This window comes from Listeria sp. MAN/IMW/UF555 (genome assembly GCF_058684075.1).
Map to the genome: position 1 here is coordinate 1,380,598 of NZ_JBZWZS010000001.1, position 19,635 is coordinate 1,400,232.

At 38.7% G+C, this 19,635-nt stretch carries 16 protein-coding genes; 6 read left to right on the forward strand and 10 right to left on the reverse strand.

The features are described 5' to 3' along the window. Window positions 1-3: 3 nt before the first annotated feature. Entirely contained in the window at window positions 4-846 is an 843-nt protein-coding gene (locus AC4PG8_RS06895; protein ID WP_033533509.1) for a ComEC/Rec2 family competence protein, read from the forward strand. A gap of 241 nt (window positions 847-1,087) precedes the next feature. After that, window positions 1,088-1,753 carry a Crp/Fnr family transcriptional regulator gene (locus AC4PG8_RS06900; protein ID WP_492170192.1) on the forward strand — a complete coding sequence of 222 codons (666 nt, stop codon included), beginning with the start codon at window positions 1,088-1,090 and terminating at the stop codon, window positions 1,751-1,753. A 34-nt stretch (window positions 1,754-1,787) separates the two neighbouring features. On the opposite strand, the gene AC4PG8_RS06905 is transcribed toward AC4PG8_RS06900, so the two are convergent. Then, entirely contained in the window at window positions 1,788-2,291 is a 504-nt protein-coding gene (locus AC4PG8_RS06905; protein ID WP_003760151.1) for a GNAT family N-acetyltransferase, read from the reverse strand. 136 nt (window positions 2,292-2,427) lie between these two features. Between AC4PG8_RS06905 and yidA the strand changes: the two genes are divergently transcribed. The 4 genes from yidA to AC4PG8_RS06925 all read left to right on the forward strand — a co-directional run bounded on the left by yidA (window position 2,428) and on the right by AC4PG8_RS06925 (window position 6,643). Continuing rightward, on the forward strand, window positions 2,428-3,240 hold the full coding sequence (yidA, locus tag AC4PG8_RS06910; RefSeq protein ID WP_003770177.1) for a sugar-phosphatase: 813 nt from the start codon (window positions 2,428-2,430) through the stop codon (window positions 3,238-3,240). Window positions 3,241-3,359: 119 nt separating this feature from the next. Then, window positions 3,360-4,796 (forward strand): glycoside hydrolase family 1 protein, encoded by a 1,437-nt coding sequence (locus AC4PG8_RS06915; protein ID WP_003729166.1) that lies wholly within the window; start codon window positions 3,360-3,362, stop codon window positions 4,794-4,796. A gap of 3 nt (window positions 4,797-4,799) precedes the next feature. Next, on the forward strand, window positions 4,800-5,423 hold the full coding sequence (locus AC4PG8_RS06920) for an SMI1/KNR4 family protein (RefSeq protein WP_185511460.1): 624 nt from the start codon (window positions 4,800-4,802) through the stop codon (window positions 5,421-5,423). Between the two features lie 134 nt (window positions 5,424-5,557). Further along, complete coding sequence (locus AC4PG8_RS06925; protein ID WP_185511423.1) at window positions 5,558-6,643, forward strand: leucine-rich repeat domain-containing protein; 1,086 nt, start codon at window positions 5,558-5,560, stop codon at window positions 6,641-6,643. A 28-nt stretch (window positions 6,644-6,671) separates the two neighbouring features. Here AC4PG8_RS06925 and AC4PG8_RS06930 read toward each other — a convergent pair whose 3' ends face one another. The 9 genes from AC4PG8_RS06930 to rpoC all read right to left on the reverse strand — a co-directional run bounded on the left by AC4PG8_RS06930 (window position 6,672) and on the right by rpoC (window position 19,621). Beyond that, the gene (locus AC4PG8_RS06930; RefSeq protein ID WP_492170193.1) at window positions 6,672-8,558 is read right to left on the reverse strand and encodes an ABC transporter permease subunit; all 1,887 of its coding nucleotides are present in this window, start codon (window positions 8,556-8,558) and stop codon (window positions 6,672-6,674) included. Window positions 8,559-8,640: 82 nt separating this feature from the next. After that, window positions 8,641-9,276: a histidine phosphatase family protein gene (locus AC4PG8_RS06935; protein ID WP_185325031.1), complete on the reverse strand. Its 636-nt coding sequence runs from the start codon at window positions 9,274-9,276 to the stop codon at window positions 8,641-8,643. Window positions 9,277-9,346: 70 nt separating this feature from the next. Next, window positions 9,347-10,306 carry a ring-cleaving dioxygenase gene (locus AC4PG8_RS06940; RefSeq protein WP_194322588.1) on the reverse strand — a complete coding sequence of 320 codons (960 nt, stop codon included), beginning with the start codon at window positions 10,304-10,306 and terminating at the stop codon, window positions 9,347-9,349. 6 nt (window positions 10,307-10,312) lie between these two features. After that, window positions 10,313-10,729, reverse strand: a complete 417-nt coding sequence (locus tag AC4PG8_RS06945) for a MarR family winged helix-turn-helix transcriptional regulator (RefSeq protein WP_003760140.1) — start codon at window positions 10,727-10,729, stop codon at window positions 10,313-10,315. A 100-nt stretch (window positions 10,730-10,829) separates the two neighbouring features. Continuing rightward, window positions 10,830-12,302 (reverse strand): leucine-rich repeat domain-containing protein, encoded by a 1,473-nt coding sequence (locus AC4PG8_RS06950; protein WP_492170194.1) that lies wholly within the window; start codon window positions 12,300-12,302, stop codon window positions 10,830-10,832. A gap of 267 nt (window positions 12,303-12,569) precedes the next feature. Continuing rightward, window positions 12,570-13,706: an ArgE/DapE family deacylase gene (locus AC4PG8_RS06955; RefSeq protein WP_492170195.1), complete on the reverse strand. Its 1,137-nt coding sequence runs from the start codon at window positions 13,704-13,706 to the stop codon at window positions 12,570-12,572. 162 nt (window positions 13,707-13,868) lie between these two features. After that, the gene (locus AC4PG8_RS06960) at window positions 13,869-15,329 is read right to left on the reverse strand and encodes a glycoside hydrolase family 1 protein (RefSeq protein WP_003770157.1); all 1,461 of its coding nucleotides are present in this window, start codon (window positions 15,327-15,329) and stop codon (window positions 13,869-13,871) included. Between the two features lie 65 nt (window positions 15,330-15,394). Continuing rightward, window positions 15,395-15,940 (reverse strand): HAD family hydrolase, encoded by a 546-nt coding sequence (locus tag AC4PG8_RS06965; RefSeq protein WP_492170196.1) that lies wholly within the window; start codon window positions 15,938-15,940, stop codon window positions 15,395-15,397. Window positions 15,941-16,015: 75 nt separating this feature from the next. Further along, window positions 16,016-19,621, reverse strand: coding sequence for a DNA-directed RNA polymerase subunit beta' (gene rpoC, locus AC4PG8_RS06970; RefSeq protein WP_112120231.1), 3,606 nt, complete (start codon window positions 19,619-19,621; stop codon window positions 16,016-16,018). Between the last annotated feature and the right edge of the window lie 14 nt (window positions 19,622-19,635).

The following is a 19,635-nucleotide window of genomic DNA, read 5'->3' on the forward strand; positions in this document are numbered from 1 at the left end:
GGGATGAAAAAAGGGATTTTAAAGTTGTTTCTAGTGTTAGCTTTAGTAGCTGGGATTTCGGTACCAAGCTCCATTCAAGCCGAAGCCGCAACACCAACGATAAAAGTGCATTTCATTGATGTTGGTCAAGGGGATGCCATTTACATCAAGGCTCCTAGTGGCGAAGATATTTTAATCGATGCCGGCAACAAAGGAAAAGGGAAAATTGTAGTTAACTATTTGAAGAAATTAAAAGTAAAAGATATTGAAGTCATGGTTGCTTCTCACCCCGATGCAGATAATATTGGCGGTCTGCCCGAAGTGATGAATAGCATTAAAGTCAAGAGCCTCTATGCGCCAAACTCCACAAACACAACAGCTGCTTACAAAGATTTTGTCAATACAGCCAAAAAGAAGAAACTACCAATCAAAACGGCAAAAGCTGGTGTGAAATTACCAATTAAAGGTGTAAACGCACAATTTGTAGGTCCTGTAAAAACATACGGAAAAACAGATCGCAATAATTGGAGCGCCGTCCTTCACCTAACTTATAAAAAAAATACCTTTCTTCTCACTGGAGATGCTCAAACAAAAGCAGAAACAGATATGATAAAAGCGAAGAAAACTTTACGAGCTGACGTGTTAAAAGTAAGCACTCAAGGCTCAAAAACAGCTACTAGTAAAGCTTTCGTCAATGTTGTAAAACCAAAATATGCGATAATAAGCGTTGGTAAAAACGGCTACGGCCACCCTACCTCGCAAACGGTTACCACATTAACCAAAGCAAAAGCAAAAGTTTACCGGACAGACCGCAACAAAACCATCGTTGTTACTGGTAATGGCGCTAATTATACAATAGGAAAATAAATTATTTAAAAGAGCTAGGAATGCACAACTGCTGTTATTCCTAGCTCTTTGCTGTTATTTATTTTTTTAGACGTTTTACCTCACAAATGTGGCAAAAATATTACGATTACTTTTCTCACAAACGGGTAATTGCATAAGACAAGCTATTTAAAGGGTCTTTTTTTAGTACCTTTATTCACTTGTACGATGATACAATATACTTGTGTACATACAACTGAACCTGAAGGAGACGAAATAAAAGATGGCCTATCCATTTAATCACAAAGAATTTGTTACAATGATGGAACAGTACAATTTAAAATCCAACAGCATTACTATACCAGAACACACGGTACTAAATGATTTAGTTCTCGAAAATAAAGACTGCGTTTATTTATTAAAATCCGGTATATTAGCAGGATATATCGATTTTGACAATGATAAAATTTATTCTATATTTACTTCTAATTTTTTCATGGGTTACTACACCATTTTTCAAAATAGACCTCTTGTTTTGACGTACCAAACTTTAACAGAATGCGAAATCATCATCTACAAGAAAAAAGACATTGAGTATTCTCTTTCCCTATTCCCTGAAAACTTTGGCTTCCAGTATACAATTATGCGATCTATTGCTAAACACGGCTATTACAAATCACTTCTACAATATCGTGATAAAAAAGACCAATTAGCTTTTGTTTTTGAAATGCTTATTAAAATCCTGGATATACAACCTGAAGACGGCGTAGCGATAATCCCTAAAGCAGTCAGCACAACCGTTATTAAAAACTACTGTACGCTTTCAAAAGCATTTTTCTATTCTCAATTAAAAGAATTAAAAGAAGCTGGTATTATTTCAAAAGTAAAACTACAATGGCATGTTAATATGAAAGCACTTCTAGAAAGAAATAATGATGCTATAAGATAAGGAAAAGGATGCAGCATATACGCTGCATCCTTTTTTATTTAATATCAATAGTGTAAATATCAACTTCTTGCTCTTTTCCACCATATGTCGCTTGTTTCGTTTCTTGTTTCGAATAACCGAGATGCTCGAAAAAACCGCGTCCTTTTTCATTTTCAGCTAGAACTCCAAGTGCTAAGGAATCGGCTCCACCATCATTTGCCCATTCTTTAATAGTTTGGTGAAGTACTTTTCCAAGGCCATTGCCACGAGCGTCTGGTGTTAATAATAATAGGCCAATAAACCAGCGACCTTTTCTCGGATAATCAGAAACAATATCTACTAAGCCGATTGGTTTTTCATTTTCATCCAATACCGCCAGTATAAATTTATCGAATCTCGTTTTCCCGTCTGGAATTTCTGTGATAATTTTTAATGCATCGCTTTTTGATGCGGGTTTATTTTGTTCAATTAAATAATAATCTTCTGATGCCGCGCAAACTGCCTCTGCAAGTTCTACATCTTTTTCATTTAAAAATTTCACATGATAATTACGTTTCATTATTTCACTCTTTTCTTTTATCAAGTTTCCATGTCAATCATGCCATAAATTCCCTGTCGTTTCAATAGATAGCCGGAAATCTGTCCTAATTTATGCTATACTAGAATGAGTTTATGATGGAAAAGGAGCTAGTATATTGTATAAATTAATTGCTATTGATATTGATGGAACACTACTGACAGATGATCATAAGGTTACAGATGAAGTAAAAGAAGCCATTCGCCAAGCAAAATTAAAAGGTGTAAAAGTGGTTCTTTGTACTGGACGCCCGCTCGTTGGTGTAGAAAATTATTTAACTGACCTTGAATTACGTGAAGAAGGCGATTACGTGATTAGCTTTAATGGCGCGTTTGTTCAAGATACGTATACAAAAGAAGTTATTTCTCACTTAACGCTTGGCATCGACGACTTAAAAGAAATTTATCAAGTGAGCTTAGATAGTAATTTGCACATGCATTTCTTTGATGACAAAGCGCTTTACACGCCGAACCGAGAAATCGGGAAATACACAATTGTCGAAGCCTATCTTACTGGAAGCCAACTGATTTATAAAGAAATCGAAAACGTTCCAGAAGATTTTATTATGTCGAAAGCAATGTTTATTGAAGAAGCACCCGAACTGGAAGCTGGTATTGCGAAAATGCCTGAATCCTTCCGCGAAAAATACCATTTAGTCCGCAGCACCCCTTTCTACTTAGAAATTCTAAATCGCGATGCTAGTAAAGGCAACGCGGTCAAAGAACTTTCCGAAAAACTAGGGATTAAACAAAGCGAAGTTATCTGTATTGGCGACCAAGAAAATGATGTAACGATGCTTGAATTCGCTGGACTTGGAATTGCAATGGGCAATGCGCCAGAAAGAATTAAGCAATTAGCTGACTATACGACCGCATCGAACAATGATAGTGGTGTAGCAAAAGCAATTCAAAAATTTGTGCTGGATAAATAATATAAAAACGCAGATTCCTTTCCGAATCTGCGTTTTTTAACTATCTTTTTAAAAGAATATACTTTAAAATATATTAGTAGAGTTTTTTAATAAAAATCGCTTTAATGGAGGTTATATTAATGGAACATCAAAAACGTTCACCATTCCCGAAAGATTTCTTATGGGGTTCTGCATCTGCAGCTTATCAAATCGAAGGAGCATGGGACGCAGACGGCAAAGGTAAATCAGTTTGGGACGAGTATGTTCGTATTCCTGGAACTACTTTCAAAGGTACAAATGGCGATGTAGCAGTTGATCATTATCACCGTTATAAAGAAGACGTAAAATTAATGGCAGAAGCTGGCCTAAAAGCTTACCGTTTCTCCATTGCTTGGACTCGTATTTTTCCAAATGGTAAAGGCGAAGTGAATGAAGCTGGGTTGAAATTTTATGACAACTTAATTGATGAGTTGCTTAAATATGACATCGAACCGCTTGTAACCTTGTATCACTGGGATATCCCGCAAGCATTATTTGATGAATATGGTGGCTGGGAATCTCGCCAAGTTATTGAAGATTTCACAAATTATTCCACAACACTATTCAAACGTTACGGCGACCGCGTGAAATATTGGGTTTCCTTGAACGAACAAAATATCTTTGTAGGCATGGGTTACGGGCAAGCACTTCACCCACCAAAAGTTAGCGATCCAAAAAGAATGTACGCAGTAAACCACATTGCGAACTTAGCTAATGCTAGTGTTATCAAAGCTTTCCATGAAATCGTTCCTGATGGAAAAATCGGACCAAGTTTTGCTTACACACCACATTATCCAATCGACACAGATCCTAAAAACGTTCAAGCTGCTGATGATGCAGAAGAATTAAACAGCTATTTCTGGATGGATATGTATGCTTTTGGTCGTTATCCGAAAGCGGTTTGGAAATATTTAGAAGAAAACGATATTGCGCCAGTTATTGAAGACGGCGATATGGAACTTCTTGCTTCTGCAAAACCTGACTTCATGGGCGTTAACTACTATCAATCCGCAACTGTAGCCTACAACCCGCTTGATGGTGTTGGTCAAAACAACGAAATGAACTTCACTGGTAAAAAAGGGAGCACGAAAGAAACTGGTGTCCCTGGCGTTTACAAAAAAGTTGTTAATCCTTTCGTGAAAACAACCAACTGGGATTGGACAATCGATCCAAAAGGCTTACAAATTGCGCTTCGTCGTATTAATAGCCGCTATGCTTTACCAATTTTAATTACCGAAAACGGTTTAGGTGAATTTGATAAATTAGTGGACGGAGAAGTAAACGACGACTACCGTATTGACTATCTAAGCGCGCATGCAACCGCTATTCGCGATGCAATCAGTGATGGTGTTGATATGTTAGGCTATTGTACTTGGAGCTTCACAGACCTTCTAAGCTGGTTAAATGGCTATCAAAAACGTTACGGTTTTGTTTATGTTGATCGTGATGTGGAAGATGATGCGCCAATGACACGTATTCCGAAGAAAAGTTATTACTGGTATAAACAAGTGATTGAAACTAATGGAGCAGATTTATAAATGATGGCTGACCTTCAAGATCGGCTAGCTAGAATCCAAGCAAAAATCACTGCTTTAAAAGAAAAAGATCCCGATTTGAATTTATTTGGCTCAGAAAGTCATGTCTATAAACTCAACGAACCTTTATCTAATCAAACTCTTACCACGTTTGAAAATGAGCATCAAATTACGTTACCTCCAGATTATCGTGCTTTTCTAGAACAGATTGGTAACGGCGGAACGGGCCCTTATTATGGTTTAGAAACGCTTGAGGACGGGCTTTGTTCATCACTTGATTACAAGGATAAAAAGTACGGGGTGCAAACGCTAAGTGAGCCTTTTCCACATACAGATGACTGGATTGCGCCTGGTTATAAAGAAGGAATGTCCGATGAAGATTATGACGCTTGGCAAGAACTATGCTTCCAAGATAAAGAAGTTTTTGGACTTCTGCGCATCGCTAACTTTGGTTGTGGCGTTTCGATTAACCTTGTCGTAAATGGTTCTTCTTATGGAGAAATTTGGGTGGATGACCGAAATAATGATAATGGCGTCTATCCTGATTTTTACTTTGGCAATGAAGAACGTTTAGGCTTTCTTGAATGGTATGAGGTATGGTTAGATAAGTCTATAGAGGAAATTGAATAAAGAAAAAAACCGCTAAAAAGAAGCATACTCTTTTCAGCGGTTTTTTTATGCAATGTTCATATCTGATTGCTTTTTATTTTCAAATAATTTGCATGCTATACTCCATTTATATTATAGAAAAGGAGTAGGATGACATGAAAAAATTTATTCTAGCAAGTCTTGCATGTACGGCCTTGATTAGTTTTAGTCCTTTAGCAGAGCAAGTCGAAGTAAATGCTGCTACAACAAACATTGCAACTGCCCCAGAAAAAAATTTACAAGAAGCTCCTCCAGCCACGGTTGATCAAATTTTCCCAGACGATGCTCTAGCTTTTAAAGTCGCACAGGAACTAGGTGTTTCCCAGGATACAGTCGTCACCCAAGAACAACTAGATACTATTAAAACAATGGTATATATAGCTTTCGGCGTGGAAGATTTAACAGGGATGGAATATTTACACAACTTAAAACTTGTAGATTTAAGCCAAAATAACATTAGTAACTTAGATAATCTCGCTAATTTAACAGAACTAGAAATAGTATCACTTAACTACAATCAAATTACAGATATTACTCCGCTAATGAACTTATCTAAGTTAAATAACTTAGAATTAGGTGTTAACCAGATCTCCACCTTACCATCCTTCGAAAATTTAACTAATTTAAAAATATTAAATCTAAGTAGCAATCAACTAAAAGATATTTCGGCGCTAAAAGATACTCCTCTATTAACTAATTTATCTATTTCAGCAAATAATATATCAGACATCAGTGTGCTTTCAGAATTCGATAATCTCCAAGTTTTTTATGCCGAAAGCAATCAACTGACTTCTATTGAGCCATTAAGAAATAAAACACAACTAGAATACTTCGATGCTAATTTTAATCAAATTAAAGATGTTACACCTCTCAGTACCATTCCAACAATTAAGTCAATAAAAATTGAAGAAAATCAGATTAGTGATTTCAGCTCATTGGCAGGTCATCGCTTAGAATTGTTTGAAGCTGCTGGACAAAATGTATACCTTCCAGATGTTGCGCTCGGTGATTCCACTAATATTGTAATTAAAGATAACTTCGGAGTAACATTACATGATTGGGTTTGGTACACTCCAGGAACTTACTCAAATGATACACTTACTTGGGAAAATGCAGGCGATAATTCCGCTTACTTTTTAAATAAACAATATCCAACTATCCCTTCTGTCACAGTAACTGTCTATCAAACAGTCACTCCATAAATAATAAAAGCCTAGTTCTTTTATAGAACTAGGCTTTTTTACTTTCTTCTTCTCTTTTCAAAAGCGAATTTGCCATCATTTGGAAACAAAGAATTAAAATCATAAATACAACTAATGGCGGTAAAATTATCCAGAATTGGTGGTTGGCGAACACGAATTTAGCGTTTGCGATTAAACCAGATAATTCAGGAATAACTGGGTTGAGCATGCCGTCATCGGCGCCCATAATTGCCCCACCGATAAAAATTCCAAAGATAGCTAAATGGACAAACATCTGCAACGTTTGAATGAGTTGTTCAATCCAAATTAGAATTAATTTCGACCAGATTTGTGGATTGATATGCTTGGTTAAAATCCAGCGCGCATTTCCGCCAAAAACGAGTGCACTCAGGACGAACTCTTTTTTCAACACTTGGGAAATTTCGCTGCTGATTCGGTTGGCTGTAATTGGTAAAACGATGACAACCATGATTAAAATTTGGAAGGTTATGCGTGTAAATAGGCTGGTTTCGAAAACGCCAGAATAGCTGATGAATTCGTTGACCATGATAATAAAGACGAGCAGGGACAGTGGTAAATAATGCATCCCGTCCGCTATCGCTTGAACAAAATTGCGGGTTCGTGGCTTGCTAAAAAACGCGAGCGGTACTGCCAAAATATAGCCAATCACGACACGTAGCGTTGCAATGATGACCGCTATAAGTAGCGTGTACTTGATGCCGACTAGCAATTGGTCGAGAATGGAGTTGCCGGCTTGGTCGGTGCCTAGCCATACTTGCGCGTTTGGCTTGAAAGGCGCCATATCGGTTACTCGTCCGGTCGCATCACTGATGAATTTGAGCGAATTGATTTTGTCTCCCATAAGCCCGTAAATAAGGCTTGCGATTAGTAAGATGCTAAGTGTTGCCAGCGGTATGCTGAAAGATGGGCGTTTTAGGAGCTGCCCGGTCGTTACTACAAAGTTGCGCCATTTGCTTTTAAGGTTTGCTTTTTCCGTAAAGGTCTTATGGAAACTATTCCAGTGCAGCGGAATTCGGGTCACATTTGCGCTCTCGGTATTTTTCCCGCGGCTAATCCATAGGTCTATTAGTGCGTAAAAGAAGTAAAATGGGGTGAACACGAGTGCTAATACTAGGAAAATATTTAATGGGCTAAATCCCGCTAGCAAGTAGTAGAGCACGCCTTCGATACCGAATAAAAATTCTACAACGAGGTAGGCGCTTAAAATAAACCAAACGATGGTTTTTGATTGGTAAAACAAACTTTGCATCATATTGGGTGTAGCATGGCGAAGTAGTATCGCTCTATCTGTTAAGCCTTTCCCGCGAGCTAACTCGATATAGTCAGCTTGCCATTCGTTTTTCATGAGGAGCATCATCATTTTGTAAAAGAGCACGGTTGGTATGATGGACAAGCAGACGATTGGCGCGGCATAAATTTGCTCGCCGTTTAAGCTGTAAAAGTTCAAGGTGAACACGCCGGTTTGTTGATATATGTAGACGACCGCCATTTGAATAAGGAATATAAAGGAAAAATCTGGAAATGCTTGAAGTATTGATAAGAATCCGTTCAATCCTCGGCGCAACCATTTTGGCCCGCGGAACGTTGCTATAACTAGTAGATATGCAAGGAGTGCGGAAATTACCAAGCTCGCTACGATAATTTTCATGGAGTAGAAATATGGTCCGGTGATAAAATCCATCAACGATATATGAAAAACTTCTGCGCTTCCTTGGTAACTAATTTCCCATTTAGCCGGGTGGAAAATCGCTGTAAAAATCGACTTAAGAGCCTCCCAGTACGTACTTGATGACCACGAAGTTACTTTGCTAAATATCGCTGGAACACAGCTGATTAAAATAATTCCTAAAATTCCTAAAAAATAATGTAGAAAAATTTTGACAATTATCTTCATATGTATGTTTTCTCCTTTTTCTAGCTTTCTCTTATGTATAAATCTAGGACACACCTCCAATGAGATATGCCCAAGATTCTACTTATTTTAAGTCTAAATGACCAACTTCATTTAATTTTTTAAGAGAAAATTCGCCGTTTTGGTATTCTACGATGCTAATACTTGTGTTCAAAATTCTTGGTGCTTCTTTGCGGTGATCTTCAATGGTCCCGCCTTGTAGCAAGTATAATAATAACGTAAGTGACATTCCGTGAGAAACGACGAGAATGTTGCCACTTGGATTTTCAGCGATGATTTTTTCGACGCCTTCTAGCAGTCGTTCTGCAAGTTCATAATAAGTCTCGCCGCCGTTCACTTCTGCTTTGTAGGTTTCTGGACTATGGAGAATTTTCGCACGTTCTTCAGGGTATTGTTCATCAATTTCAGTTACTCGAATGCCTTCCCACGTTCCAAAACTCATTTCTTTTAGTTCTTCAAGAGGTTGAATTTCGACTTCGCGGTCGCCTAGAATGTAGGCTGCTGTATCTTGCGTGCGTTTACTTGTGCTTGTATAAACGGCATCAATTGGTGTATCTTTCAACACTTCACCGACTGCTTTTGCCCCGTCAATACCTTCTGCAACTAGCGGAGAATCGCCCCAGCCTTGCATTTGTCCAGTCATATTCCACTCTGTTTTACCATGTCTTACAAAATAAATCGTTCGTAAACCCTCTGCCAAAATTCTGCCTCCTAATTACACATTCTTCTAAAATTGTATCATGAATGGGCATATTTTCAAGGTTTTCTTATTATTTATCCGTATCAAGTGGTTTTAAATGCGCCAAAATATCTTCACGGCGATTTTCTAAATGTGGTGGTAAATCAACGTAAGTACCATGTTCTTTCGTGAAATCGGTTTGGAAACCTGGTTCATCGGTTGCAAGTTCGATTAAAATCCCATTGCTTTCGCGGAAATAAAGAGAGTGGAAATAAAAACGATCCACATAACCCGAATTTTTATAGCCAAGGTCTTGTATCATTTCTGTCCAACCAATTAAATCGCCATCAGTCGGTACACGAAACGCCACATGATGAATCCCGCCAGCGCCTAAATTGCCTTGTTCTAGATCAGGTCGCGACTCCACATGCACTTCCCCGCCGAGTCCAACGTCGCCAGTTTTGAATACTGTAACTAATTTATCATCATCTTCATAGGCACCAACCCGCTCAAAGCCTAATATTTTTGTCAAAAGACGATCTGTTTTTTCTTTTTTGAAAACGGAAAAGCGCACTGGGCCAAGTCCGCGAATGGCGTATTCGGCTGGAACTGGGCTATCTTCCCAAGCGGAAACTTCTGTAAATTGTGTGCTTGTTTCATCAGAAATTAAGCTCACTGGTAAGCCATCTGTGTCTTTTAGGCGAATAATTTTGCGCCCGAATTGGTCGATTGGTTTGCTGTGGAAAATGCGATGCTCATCGAGTCTTTTATCCCAATAACGTAAAGCCTCATCATTTGGCACGCGCAAACTAAGTCCGGAAATCGCATTGCGTGATGGATGATTTTTCGCCATATTGGGTACTTCAAAGAACGTCAGCGCTGTTCCCGGTGAACCGATTTCGTCTCCGTAATATAAATGATACGTATAAGGATCATCTTGGTTAACCGATTTTTTCACTAACCGCAGCCCCATTATTTTTGTATAAAAGTCAAAGTTAGCTCGTGCATTCGCTGTAAAAATAGACACATGGTGAATTCCCGCTAATTTCATTGATAATCACTCTCCTAATTTTTTTAATAACTTGAGTAGTTCTTTTTGTTCGTCTCTTGTTAATTTATCAAATTGAGATTGCTGAAAAGCTTCTTGTTTTGGCACGTTTTCGCGGTAACACGCTTGGCCTTTTTCGGTGAGGGCAATATGTTTCTCGCGTCCCGTTTTTGTTCGCGTAATATAGCCTAATTGCTCTAATTTTGCGAGGAGTTGGGTGACATTTCCCTTCGTTACAACTAATTTTTCGGCAAGCTGTTGCTGCGTAATCTCGTTGTCCAAACCAATCTGGGCAATGCAATCAAACTGCGCCGGCGAAATCCCTGCTGCTCGCAAATTCTGATTGGTCAGCTTCATATTTCGATTATAAAATCGACTAAATCGAAACCAAAGCAAAACCCCTAGCCGTTCTTCTTTCTTAACCATGCTCGTCCCCTCCTCTTGATACTATTAGTTTAGTACTAAACTTTATTAAAAGCAAGAAAAAAGCCTAGCACCTGTTTACAAACAAATACTAGACTTTTATTTAATTGCGTATTTTGTGAAGCGAAATAATCCCTGTACCAAGCAGAAACAGTCCCATGAAAATAACTAATGGGTTTTGACTATCACCTGTTTTTGGTAGCGATATATTTACATTTTCCTCAGCAGGTGGTTCTGAACTATCCAGAGAATGCACCGCGTCTCCATCGTTTATAGCAGGGGCATTTGGTGTATCTTTGTCCGTATCATCATCTGCTGGGCTTTCATCCTCACTAAACTGAGCATATAAGGTAATATCTTTCGCCGGCATTTTATCCGTTTCAAAATCCCATTTAGTACCGTTTGTTTTTGCATCATACCAGCCTGTGAATGTGTAACCTTCTTTTGTTGGCGGTGTTGGTTCGGTTAGTAGGGTATCTGCCTCTAATGTATCGTTAGTTGTTACTCCATCCACATCAAAAGTCACAGTATATAACTCTAATGGCTGTGTTACTGTCCCATTGAAAGTTTCTGTGGCACTACCAATCGTTACCTGTTGTGAAAAAGTATAACTCACTTTATTAACATAATCAGCTAGATTCCAAATAACATTAGAATTGTCATAGGTTCCTTCATTACTTATTACAAGTGGTGCGATAACATCATTTTTATTATTTTTCACATTGTTAGGAATAGCAATATTGCTGTGAAAAGGTATTGGATTGTTGGTTATTTGCTGACCTGATAAATACATTCTTGTTAAATTAGTTAAATTTGCAATTGGAGTTAAGTCGCTTATTTGATTATTATGCAAACCCACGAAAGTTAAATTGGTCAAATTCGCTATTGGCGTTAAGTCACTTATTTGATTATGGTCTATACTCAGACCATCTAAATTGGTTAAGTTCGTCAGTATACTTATGTCGCTTATTTGGTTATAACCCAAACCCAAACTAGATAGATTGTTTAATCCAGCAACTGCGCTAATATCGCTTACTTGATTATCAGTAAACCCTAAATCGTTTAGTTTACTTAGAGTTGACACTGCACTAATATCACTTATTTGATTATAAGATAAGTTTAGTACAACTAAATTAGTCAAATTTCTTACGGGGCTTATATCCGTTATCTGATTATCATGTAAGTCTAAATCTGTTATGTTCGTCAGGTTTTCCAAAACGTTTATATCACTAATATTATTCTGATACATTTCTAACTTTGTTAATTTTGTTAGATCTTTCAAAGCACTTATATCACTTACTTCAGCATTACTTATATTTAATTCTGTTAAGTTTGTCAGATACTGAATTCCTTCAATTGAAGCTATTGGTAAATTAGATCTCAATTCGGTCAGGCTATCCAATTCACTTTGCGAAACAAGATCAGTAACTTTTGTTTTCCCTAGTTTATTCGCCATTGTTAAAGCCATTTGAGTGTCAGGAAACACTTCATTAATCGGTGTCGGTTGTGCAAGGCTTGCTGCTTGTGCGTCAATTCCCGGACTCGTGCCTAGCCACAAACTAATTCCTAAAGCCATAGTTAATATTACTCCAACACGAACTAGTAAAGTTCTTACGTTCATAGTAGTCTCCTATCTAATAATTAATGTACTAAGTTATTGCATTTAAAACTAATATTAACACGAGGAGCCCATTATTTTTTGCTAAAAAAAGACCTTTCAGAGCATAATTCTCTTTAAAAGTGACGATTTTTCGTCCGTTTATTCCTTTAAAAAACTAAGATGTGTTTTAATTAAGATTCAGTTTATCGCCAAAAGCACTGTCAGAACTAGTTTTCGCAGCATTTATAAAAATTCTATCGCAATTCGTTTGTACACATCCACCATTTCTAAATAATTCTCTACAGAAACATTTTCATTTACTTGGTGAGGCGTTTCGTTTCCTGGTCCAAAAATAATTACTGGAAATGCTTTTTTGGCTTTCGTGAATTCTGCTGCATCGGTTGTTCCGGAAATACCGAGTAATGGGATTTCTTCTTTGACAATGTCACTTGCTACACGCTTAGCAACATTTACTAAATCCGAATTTTTATCACTAAATACTGGTTGTTTGTCATAATCAAATATTAACTCCAGATTCACATTTTCCTGTTTATTTAACTTATTGATAATCTTCACTAGCACTTGTTTCACTGTTTCATTATCCATTTCTGGAATCGAGCGAATATTCCCTTGTAGTTGCGCTTTTTCAGGAATACTATTGACTTGATTTCCACCATCAATTACAGTGACATTATGAATAAAATCGCCTAATATTTCGTTAGTAGCATCAATTGATTTCACAAACTTTTCTACTTCATTATAAAATAGCAGCAAGTTATCAATCGCATTAACACCAAATTCCGGCATCGAACTATGGGCATTTTTACCAGTGGATTTAACGGTATAATTAATGGAACCTTTATGCGCATAAACAATCCGGTGTCCGCTTGGTTCGCCGATAATCAAACCATCTAAATCATCTGCGTAACCTTTTTGCGTTAGTTGTTCGGCTCCAAGTTCACCGACTTCTTCACCAACTGTTGCTAATAATTTAATTTTACCGTTTAGTTTTTGTTTTTCTTCATGAAGCTCAATCATTGCAATAACCATCGCAGCTAGGCCTGATTTCATATCCGTCGCGCCACGTCCGTATATTTTCCCTTCATGCTCCGTTGCTTCAAAAGGCGGGAACTTCCATTTAGATACATCGCCAGCATCAACCACATCCATATGCCCTGAAAACGCCAAAACTTTTCCATCATTAGAACCAATTTCACTAACAAGACTAGCTCGGTCTATATCATATTGCACCTTTTCAGACTCAATACCATACTCAGCAAACAACTTCTGTAAGTAGTTCGCAACCTGTTCCTCATGCCCATTAGTCGAATCAATATTCACAATGTCTTTTAAGATTTGAATTTTTCTTTCTCGTTCCATGTTTACGCCCTCTTTCTTTGAATTCCATCCTATGTTTTCCCGTTATGGAAAAAGGCAAACGTCTACATCACTATATATCCCGGGGGTTATCTTAGCTCTCATCCCATTAATTGATATAAAAATAAAAAACAGCCCCGCCAAAGCGGGACTGCTAACTTTCTATTAATCTAAATCTTCACCATTTGTTTCAATTACTTTTTTATACCAGAAGAATGAATCTTTGCGAGAGCGTTCTAATGTTCCTTTGCCCCAGTCATCTTGGTCTACGTAGATGAAGCCGTAGCGTTTGGACATTTCGCTTGTGGAGGCACTTACTAGGTCAATAGGACCCCAGCTTGTGTAGCCCATTAAATCTACGCCGTCTGCAATTGCTTCTTTCATTTGTTCGATGTGTTTGCGCAAGTAGTCAATTCGGTAATCATCATGGATTTTGCCGTCTTCTTCTACTGTATCATAAGCACCTAAGCCATTTTCCACGATGAAAAGTGGTAATTCATAGCGGCTATATAGATCGTTTAATGTCCAGCGTAAGCCTTTCGGGTCAATTTGCCAACCCCAATCGGAGGACTCCAAGTATTCATTTTTCACGCCACCCATTAAGTTCCCAGCAGAGCGGTCGCCTTCTGGGCTAGCTGTTGCGGATAGGGACATGTAATAGCTGAATGAGATGAAATCAACTGTGTGTGCTTTTAAGATTTCGTCGTCGCCAACTTCTTTTACGATGTTAATGTCGTTTTCTTGGAAGAAGCGGTTCATGTAGCTTGGGTATTCACCGCGAGCATGAACATCTGTGAAAAATAGGTTTTGTTGGTTTTCGTATTGTGCTTTTAAGATGTCATCAGGGTTGTTAGTCGCAGGATATGTCGCCATACGCGCTAGCATACACCCAACTTGTGATCCTGGAATAATTTCATGCGCCAATTTTGTAGCAAGTGCGCTGGCTACGAATTGGTGATGTCCCGCTTGGTAAGAAAGCTCTAGTGGGTTTTTAGCATCTTCTAAAAGTACGCCACCACCAGTGTATGCGCTAAGTGAAATAACATTGATTTCGTTAAACGTTAGCCAATATTTTACTTTGTTTTTATAACGTTTGAAAACTGTTTCTGCGTAGTTCGTGAAAAATCCGATAACGCGACGATCAGCCCAACCGTTATATTTTAAAGTAAGATTTAGTGGCGTTTCATAGTGAGAAAGTGTCACAAGTGGCTCAATGTCATATTTTAATAATTCATCAAACACTTTATCATAAAATTCAAGACCTTTTTCGTTCGGCTCTTTGTCATCACCGTTCGGGAAAATACGCGCCCAGTTTAGTGATAGTCGGAATGTTTTAAAGCCCATTTCGGCAAATAATGCGATGTCTTCTTTATAGTGATGATAAAAATCAACGCCATCACGTTTAGGGAATCTACCCTCTACTTTCCCTGCGATAATTGCTTCGATTTCTGCTTTAGATACATCTAATGCGTGATCTTTCGTGCGTTCTTCTTTTGGAATGAATTTTACCATATCTGCTGTGGAAAGGCCTTTACCATCTAAATCGTAAGCGCCTTCAACTTGGTTCGCAGCAGTTGCTCCACCCCATAAAAATCCTTTTGGAAATTGTTTTTTCACTTCAGTCATTTCGTTCGCCCCTTCCGGCTAATATCTTCTACTTTTTTAGTTTACTTTGTGTAATGCATTACAGGTCAAGAAGAAATTTTCTTTAATAATAAAAGGGCTTCGGGAACATCGGCTAAGTCCCAAACTGGGATAACAAATGGTGGTGCGACAAGGGGCAAACGCTCATCTTGAAGACAGACTTCTGGATTTTGCAGCCATATCGCATGGATTCCTGCACGATTTGCGCCAATAATATCACTTTCAAATGTATTTCCGACCATGACTGCTTCTGTTTTATCAATTTGAAGAGCATTTAGTGTAAAATCAAAAATAGTTTTGTCTGGCTTTTCCATTTTCCCTGGTTGTAACTCGGAATTGGATGCGTAAATGAAATCAAAATAATCGATGATGCCAAAATTAGTTAGTACGCGCTTAATTACTTCTGTGTCGCTCGTTGCGGTGTTGCTGAGAATTGCTTGTTTGAATCCGAGTTGATTTACTTTTTCAAGTGTTTCTTTGGCGTCTTTGCGCAGCACTACTTCCGGGTAAGTATCAAGAGGGTGATGGTCGTATCTGGTGTTTGGTACAGTATTTAATGTTTCACCCATATCCCAAATAACCTGTGTAATCAAATCACTTCACTCCTTTTTCTAGAGTATAACAAAAAAAGCCAAGTGCGCGCGAACGACACACTTGGCTTTGTAAAATTAAATATTTGTGATTTCGTCAGTTACTTCAGCTGTTTCCTTGATAACTTCGGATTTCAGTTTGCGGTAACGACCAATACCAGTACCAGCTGGAACAAGTTTACCTAGGATAACATTTTCTTTAAGTCCTAGAAGTTCGTCACGTTTTCCTTTGATAGCAGCATCTGTCAAGACACGAGTTGTTTCTTGGAATGATGCAGCAGACAAGAAGGAATCAGTTTCAAGGGAAGCTTTTGTAATCCCTAGAAGAACTGGACGACCTGTTGCTGGTTGGCTACCACTTAAGATAGCATCGCGGTTGGCTTCTGTAAACGTATGAATATCCATTAATGTACCTGGTAAGATGTTTGTATCACCAGTATCCATTACGCGGATTTTACGTAACATTTGACGAACCATTACTTCAACGTGTTTATCGCCAATTTCTACCCCTTGCATACGGTAAACTTTTTGTACTTCAGCAAGTAGATATTCTTGAACGGATAATACGTCACGAACACGAATCAAGGCTTTAGGATCCACAGAACCTTCAGTTAGAGCTTCCCCACGTTCAACAATACTTCCTTCTTCTACACGCAAGCGAGCAGTGTAAGGAATGTTGTAAGAACGGCGGTCATCTGTACCTTGGATAGTGATTTCTTGTTGACGATCACGACCTTCTTCGATAGAAACAACTTCACCACCAACTTCAGTGATGATAGCTTGCCCTTTCGGATTACGTGCTTCAAAGATTTCTTGAATACGTGGAAGACCTTGCGTGATATCGTCTCCGGCAACCCCACCTGTATGGAATGTACGCATAGTAAGCTGAGTTCCTGGTTCCCCGATAGATTGGGCAGCGATGATACCAACTGCTTCTCCAACTTCGACTTCTGTACCAGTTGCCAAGTTTTTACCATAACATTTTTTACATACGCCGTGTTTTGTATTACATGTGAATGCAGAACGGATAGTTACTTCTTCAATACCAGCGTCAACGATTTGAGTGGCAATTGCTTCTGTAATTAGGTCATTTTCACGTGCAATAACTTCTTTTGTTTCTGGGTGACGAATTGTTTTACGAGAATAACGACCTTCCAGACGTTCTTCAAGTGGTTCGATGATTTCAGTACCTTCACGGATAGCCTTAATTGTAAGACCGCGGTCAGTGCCACAATCGTCTTCACGAATGATAACATCTTGAGCCACGTCAACAAGACGACGAGTAAGGTAACCGGAATCGGCTGTTTTAAGGGCTGTATCGGTAAGACCTTTACGCGCACCATGGGTAGAAATGAAGTACTCTAAGACCGTTAAACCTTCACGGAAGTTAGATGTAATCGGCAATTCTACGATACGTCCGGATGGGTCAGCCATCAGTCCACGCATACCAGCTAGCTGTGTAAAGTTGGAAATGTTACCACGAGCTCCGGAATCTTGCATCATGAAGATTGGGTTTAAGCGGTCCAAACTCAAGATCAGTTTTCCTTGGATTTCGTCTTTGGCAGCATTCCATACACCGATAACGCGTTCGTATCTTTCATCATCTGTAATCAAACCACGACGGAATGATTTAGTGATTTTTTCAACAGTATCATGTGCTTTTTCAAGAATTTCATGTTTTTCTTCAAGTGTTAGAATATCCGCAATACCTACTGTCATGCCGGCCTTAGTCGAGATTTTGAAACCAAGATCTTTCATACGGTCAAGCATTTTTGAAGTTTCGGTAATATGGAATTTCTTGAAGACTTCCGCGATAATGTTACCGAGGATTTTCTTCTTGAATGGATCGATTAGTTCTTGTGCCGCAATATGAGCACGAACATCAGTTGTTGTATCAACGAAATATTTCGCTGGTGTTTCGATTTCTAAGTTGAATTTCGTTGGTTCATTAATATAAGGGAACGATTTTGGTAAGATTGTGTTGAAAATCAGTTTACCAACAGTCGTAATTAATAATTGGTTACGTTGTTCATCAGTGAAACGTTCATTTGGAATCGAACCAGCAAATACAGCAATACGTGAATGTAAGTGTACATAGCCGTTTTGATACGCAAGTTGCGCTTCATTGATGTCTTTGAAGATAGTACCTTCGCCGACAGCATTTTCACGTTCTAAAGTAAGGTAGTAGTTACCTAGCACCATATCTTGGGAAGGTGTTACAACTGGTTTACCATCTTTAGGGTTCAAAATGTTTTGAGCTGCAAGCATTAAAATACGTGCTTCTGCTTGTGCTTCTGCGGATAAAGGAACGTGAACCGCCATTTGGTCACCATCAAAGTCAGCGTTGTAAGCTGTACATACAAGAGGGTGAAGACGAATTGCGCGACCTTCAACTAGAGTTGGTTCAAATGCTTGAATACCAAGTCTGTGAAGCGTAGGCGCCCGGTTAAGTAGTACCGGATGTTCACGGATAACTTCTTCTAATACGTCCCAAATTTCTGGTGACATACGTTCGATTTTACGTTTAGCACTCTTAATGTTGTGTGCTAAGCCGCGTCCAACTAGTTCTTTCATAACAAATGGTTTGAATAATTCAAGTGCCATTTCTTTTGGAAGACCACATTGGTACATTTTTAAGTTAGGTCCAACTACGATAACGGAACGACCAGAATAATCGACACGTTTACCTAGTAAGTTTTGACGGAAACGACCTTGTTTCCCTTTAAGCATATGAGAAAGGGATTTAAGCGGACGGTTACCTGGACCTGTTACTGGACGACCACGACGACCGTTGTCAATTAAAGCATCGACAGCTTCTTGTAGCATCCGTTTTTCATTTTGCACGATAATGTTTGGTGCACCTAAATCAAGAAGGCGTTTCAAACGGTTGTTCCGGTTGATTACCCGACGATATAAGTCATTCAAATCACTTGTTGCAAAACGGCCACCTTCAAGTTGTACCATTGGACGAATTTCTGGTGGGATAACTGGTAGCACGTCAAGTACCATCCAGCTTGGGTTGTTGCCGGAATTACGGAAAGCTTCCATAACTTCCAAACGACGAATTGCACGAGTACGACGTTGACCTTGTGCAGATTTTAGTTCTTCTTTTAAATCATTTGTTTCTTTTTCTAAGTCGATATCGGCTAAGATTTTTTTGATAGCTTCTGCGCCCATACCAGCTGAGAAACCTTTACCATATTTTTCGCGATAAACGCGGTATTCACGTTCAGATAAAAGTTGTTTCTTTTCAAGTGGAGTATCGCCTGGTTCTGTAACCACGTAAGATGCAAAGTAGATAATTTCTTCTAATGCACGTGGGGACATATCCATAACAAGACCCATACGGCTTGGAATTCCTTTGAAGTACCAGATGTGAGAAACAGGAGCTGCGAGTTCAATATGGCCCATACGTTCACGGCGCACTTTTGATTTCGTTACTTCTACTCCACAACGGTCACAAACTACGCCTTTATAGCGAACACGTTTGTATTTACCACAAGAACATTCCCAGTCTTTCATTGGTCCAAAAATTCTTTCACAGAATAAGCCGTCACGTTCAGGTTTCAGCGTTCTGTAGTTGATGGTTTCAGGTTTTTTTACTTCACCGTGAGACCATGAACGAATTTTATCTGGAGATGCCAGACCGATTTTCATATACTCAAAATTATTAACATCTAACAAGTGCCCAACCTCCT

Bases quoted from the DNA above. Each gene is read 5' to 3' on its own strand.
- AC4PG8_RS06895 (WP_033533509.1), top strand. From the start codon at position 4: ATGAAAAAAGGGATTTTAAAGTTGTTTCTAGTGTTAGCTTTAGTAGCT.
- AC4PG8_RS06900 (WP_492170192.1), top strand. From the start codon at position 1,088: ATGGCCTATCCATTTAATCACAAAGAATTTGTTACAATGATGGAACAG.
- AC4PG8_RS06905 (WP_003760151.1), bottom strand. From the start codon at position 2,291: ATGAAACGTAATTATCATGTGAAATTTTTAAATGAAAAAGATGTAGAA.
- AC4PG8_RS06915 (WP_003729166.1), top strand. From the start codon at position 3,360: ATGGAACATCAAAAACGTTCACCATTCCCGAAAGATTTCTTATGGGGT.
- AC4PG8_RS06920 (WP_185511460.1), top strand. From the start codon at position 4,800: ATGGCTGACCTTCAAGATCGGCTAGCTAGAATCCAAGCAAAAATCACT.
- AC4PG8_RS06925 (WP_185511423.1), top strand. From the start codon at position 5,558: ATGAAAAAATTTATTCTAGCAAGTCTTGCATGTACGGCCTTGATTAGT.
- AC4PG8_RS06930 (WP_492170193.1), bottom strand. From the start codon at position 8,558: ATGAAGATAATTGTCAAAATTTTTCTACATTATTTTTTAGGAATTTTA.
- AC4PG8_RS06940 (WP_194322588.1), bottom strand. From the start codon at position 10,306: ATGAAATTAGCGGGAATTCACCATGTGTCTATTTTTACAGCGAATGCA.
- AC4PG8_RS06945 (WP_003760140.1), bottom strand. From the start codon at position 10,729: ATGGTTAAGAAAGAAGAACGGCTAGGGGTTTTGCTTTGGTTTCGATTT.
- AC4PG8_RS06950 (WP_492170194.1), bottom strand. From the start codon at position 12,302: ATGGCTTTAGGAATTAGTTTGTGGCTAGGCACGAGTCCGGGAATTGAC.
- AC4PG8_RS06955 (WP_492170195.1), bottom strand. From the start codon at position 13,706: ATGGAACGAGAAAGAAAAATTCAAATCTTAAAAGACATTGTGAATATT.
- AC4PG8_RS06960 (WP_003770157.1), bottom strand. From the start codon at position 15,329: ATGACTGAAGTGAAAAAACAATTTCCAAAAGGATTTTTATGGGGTGGA.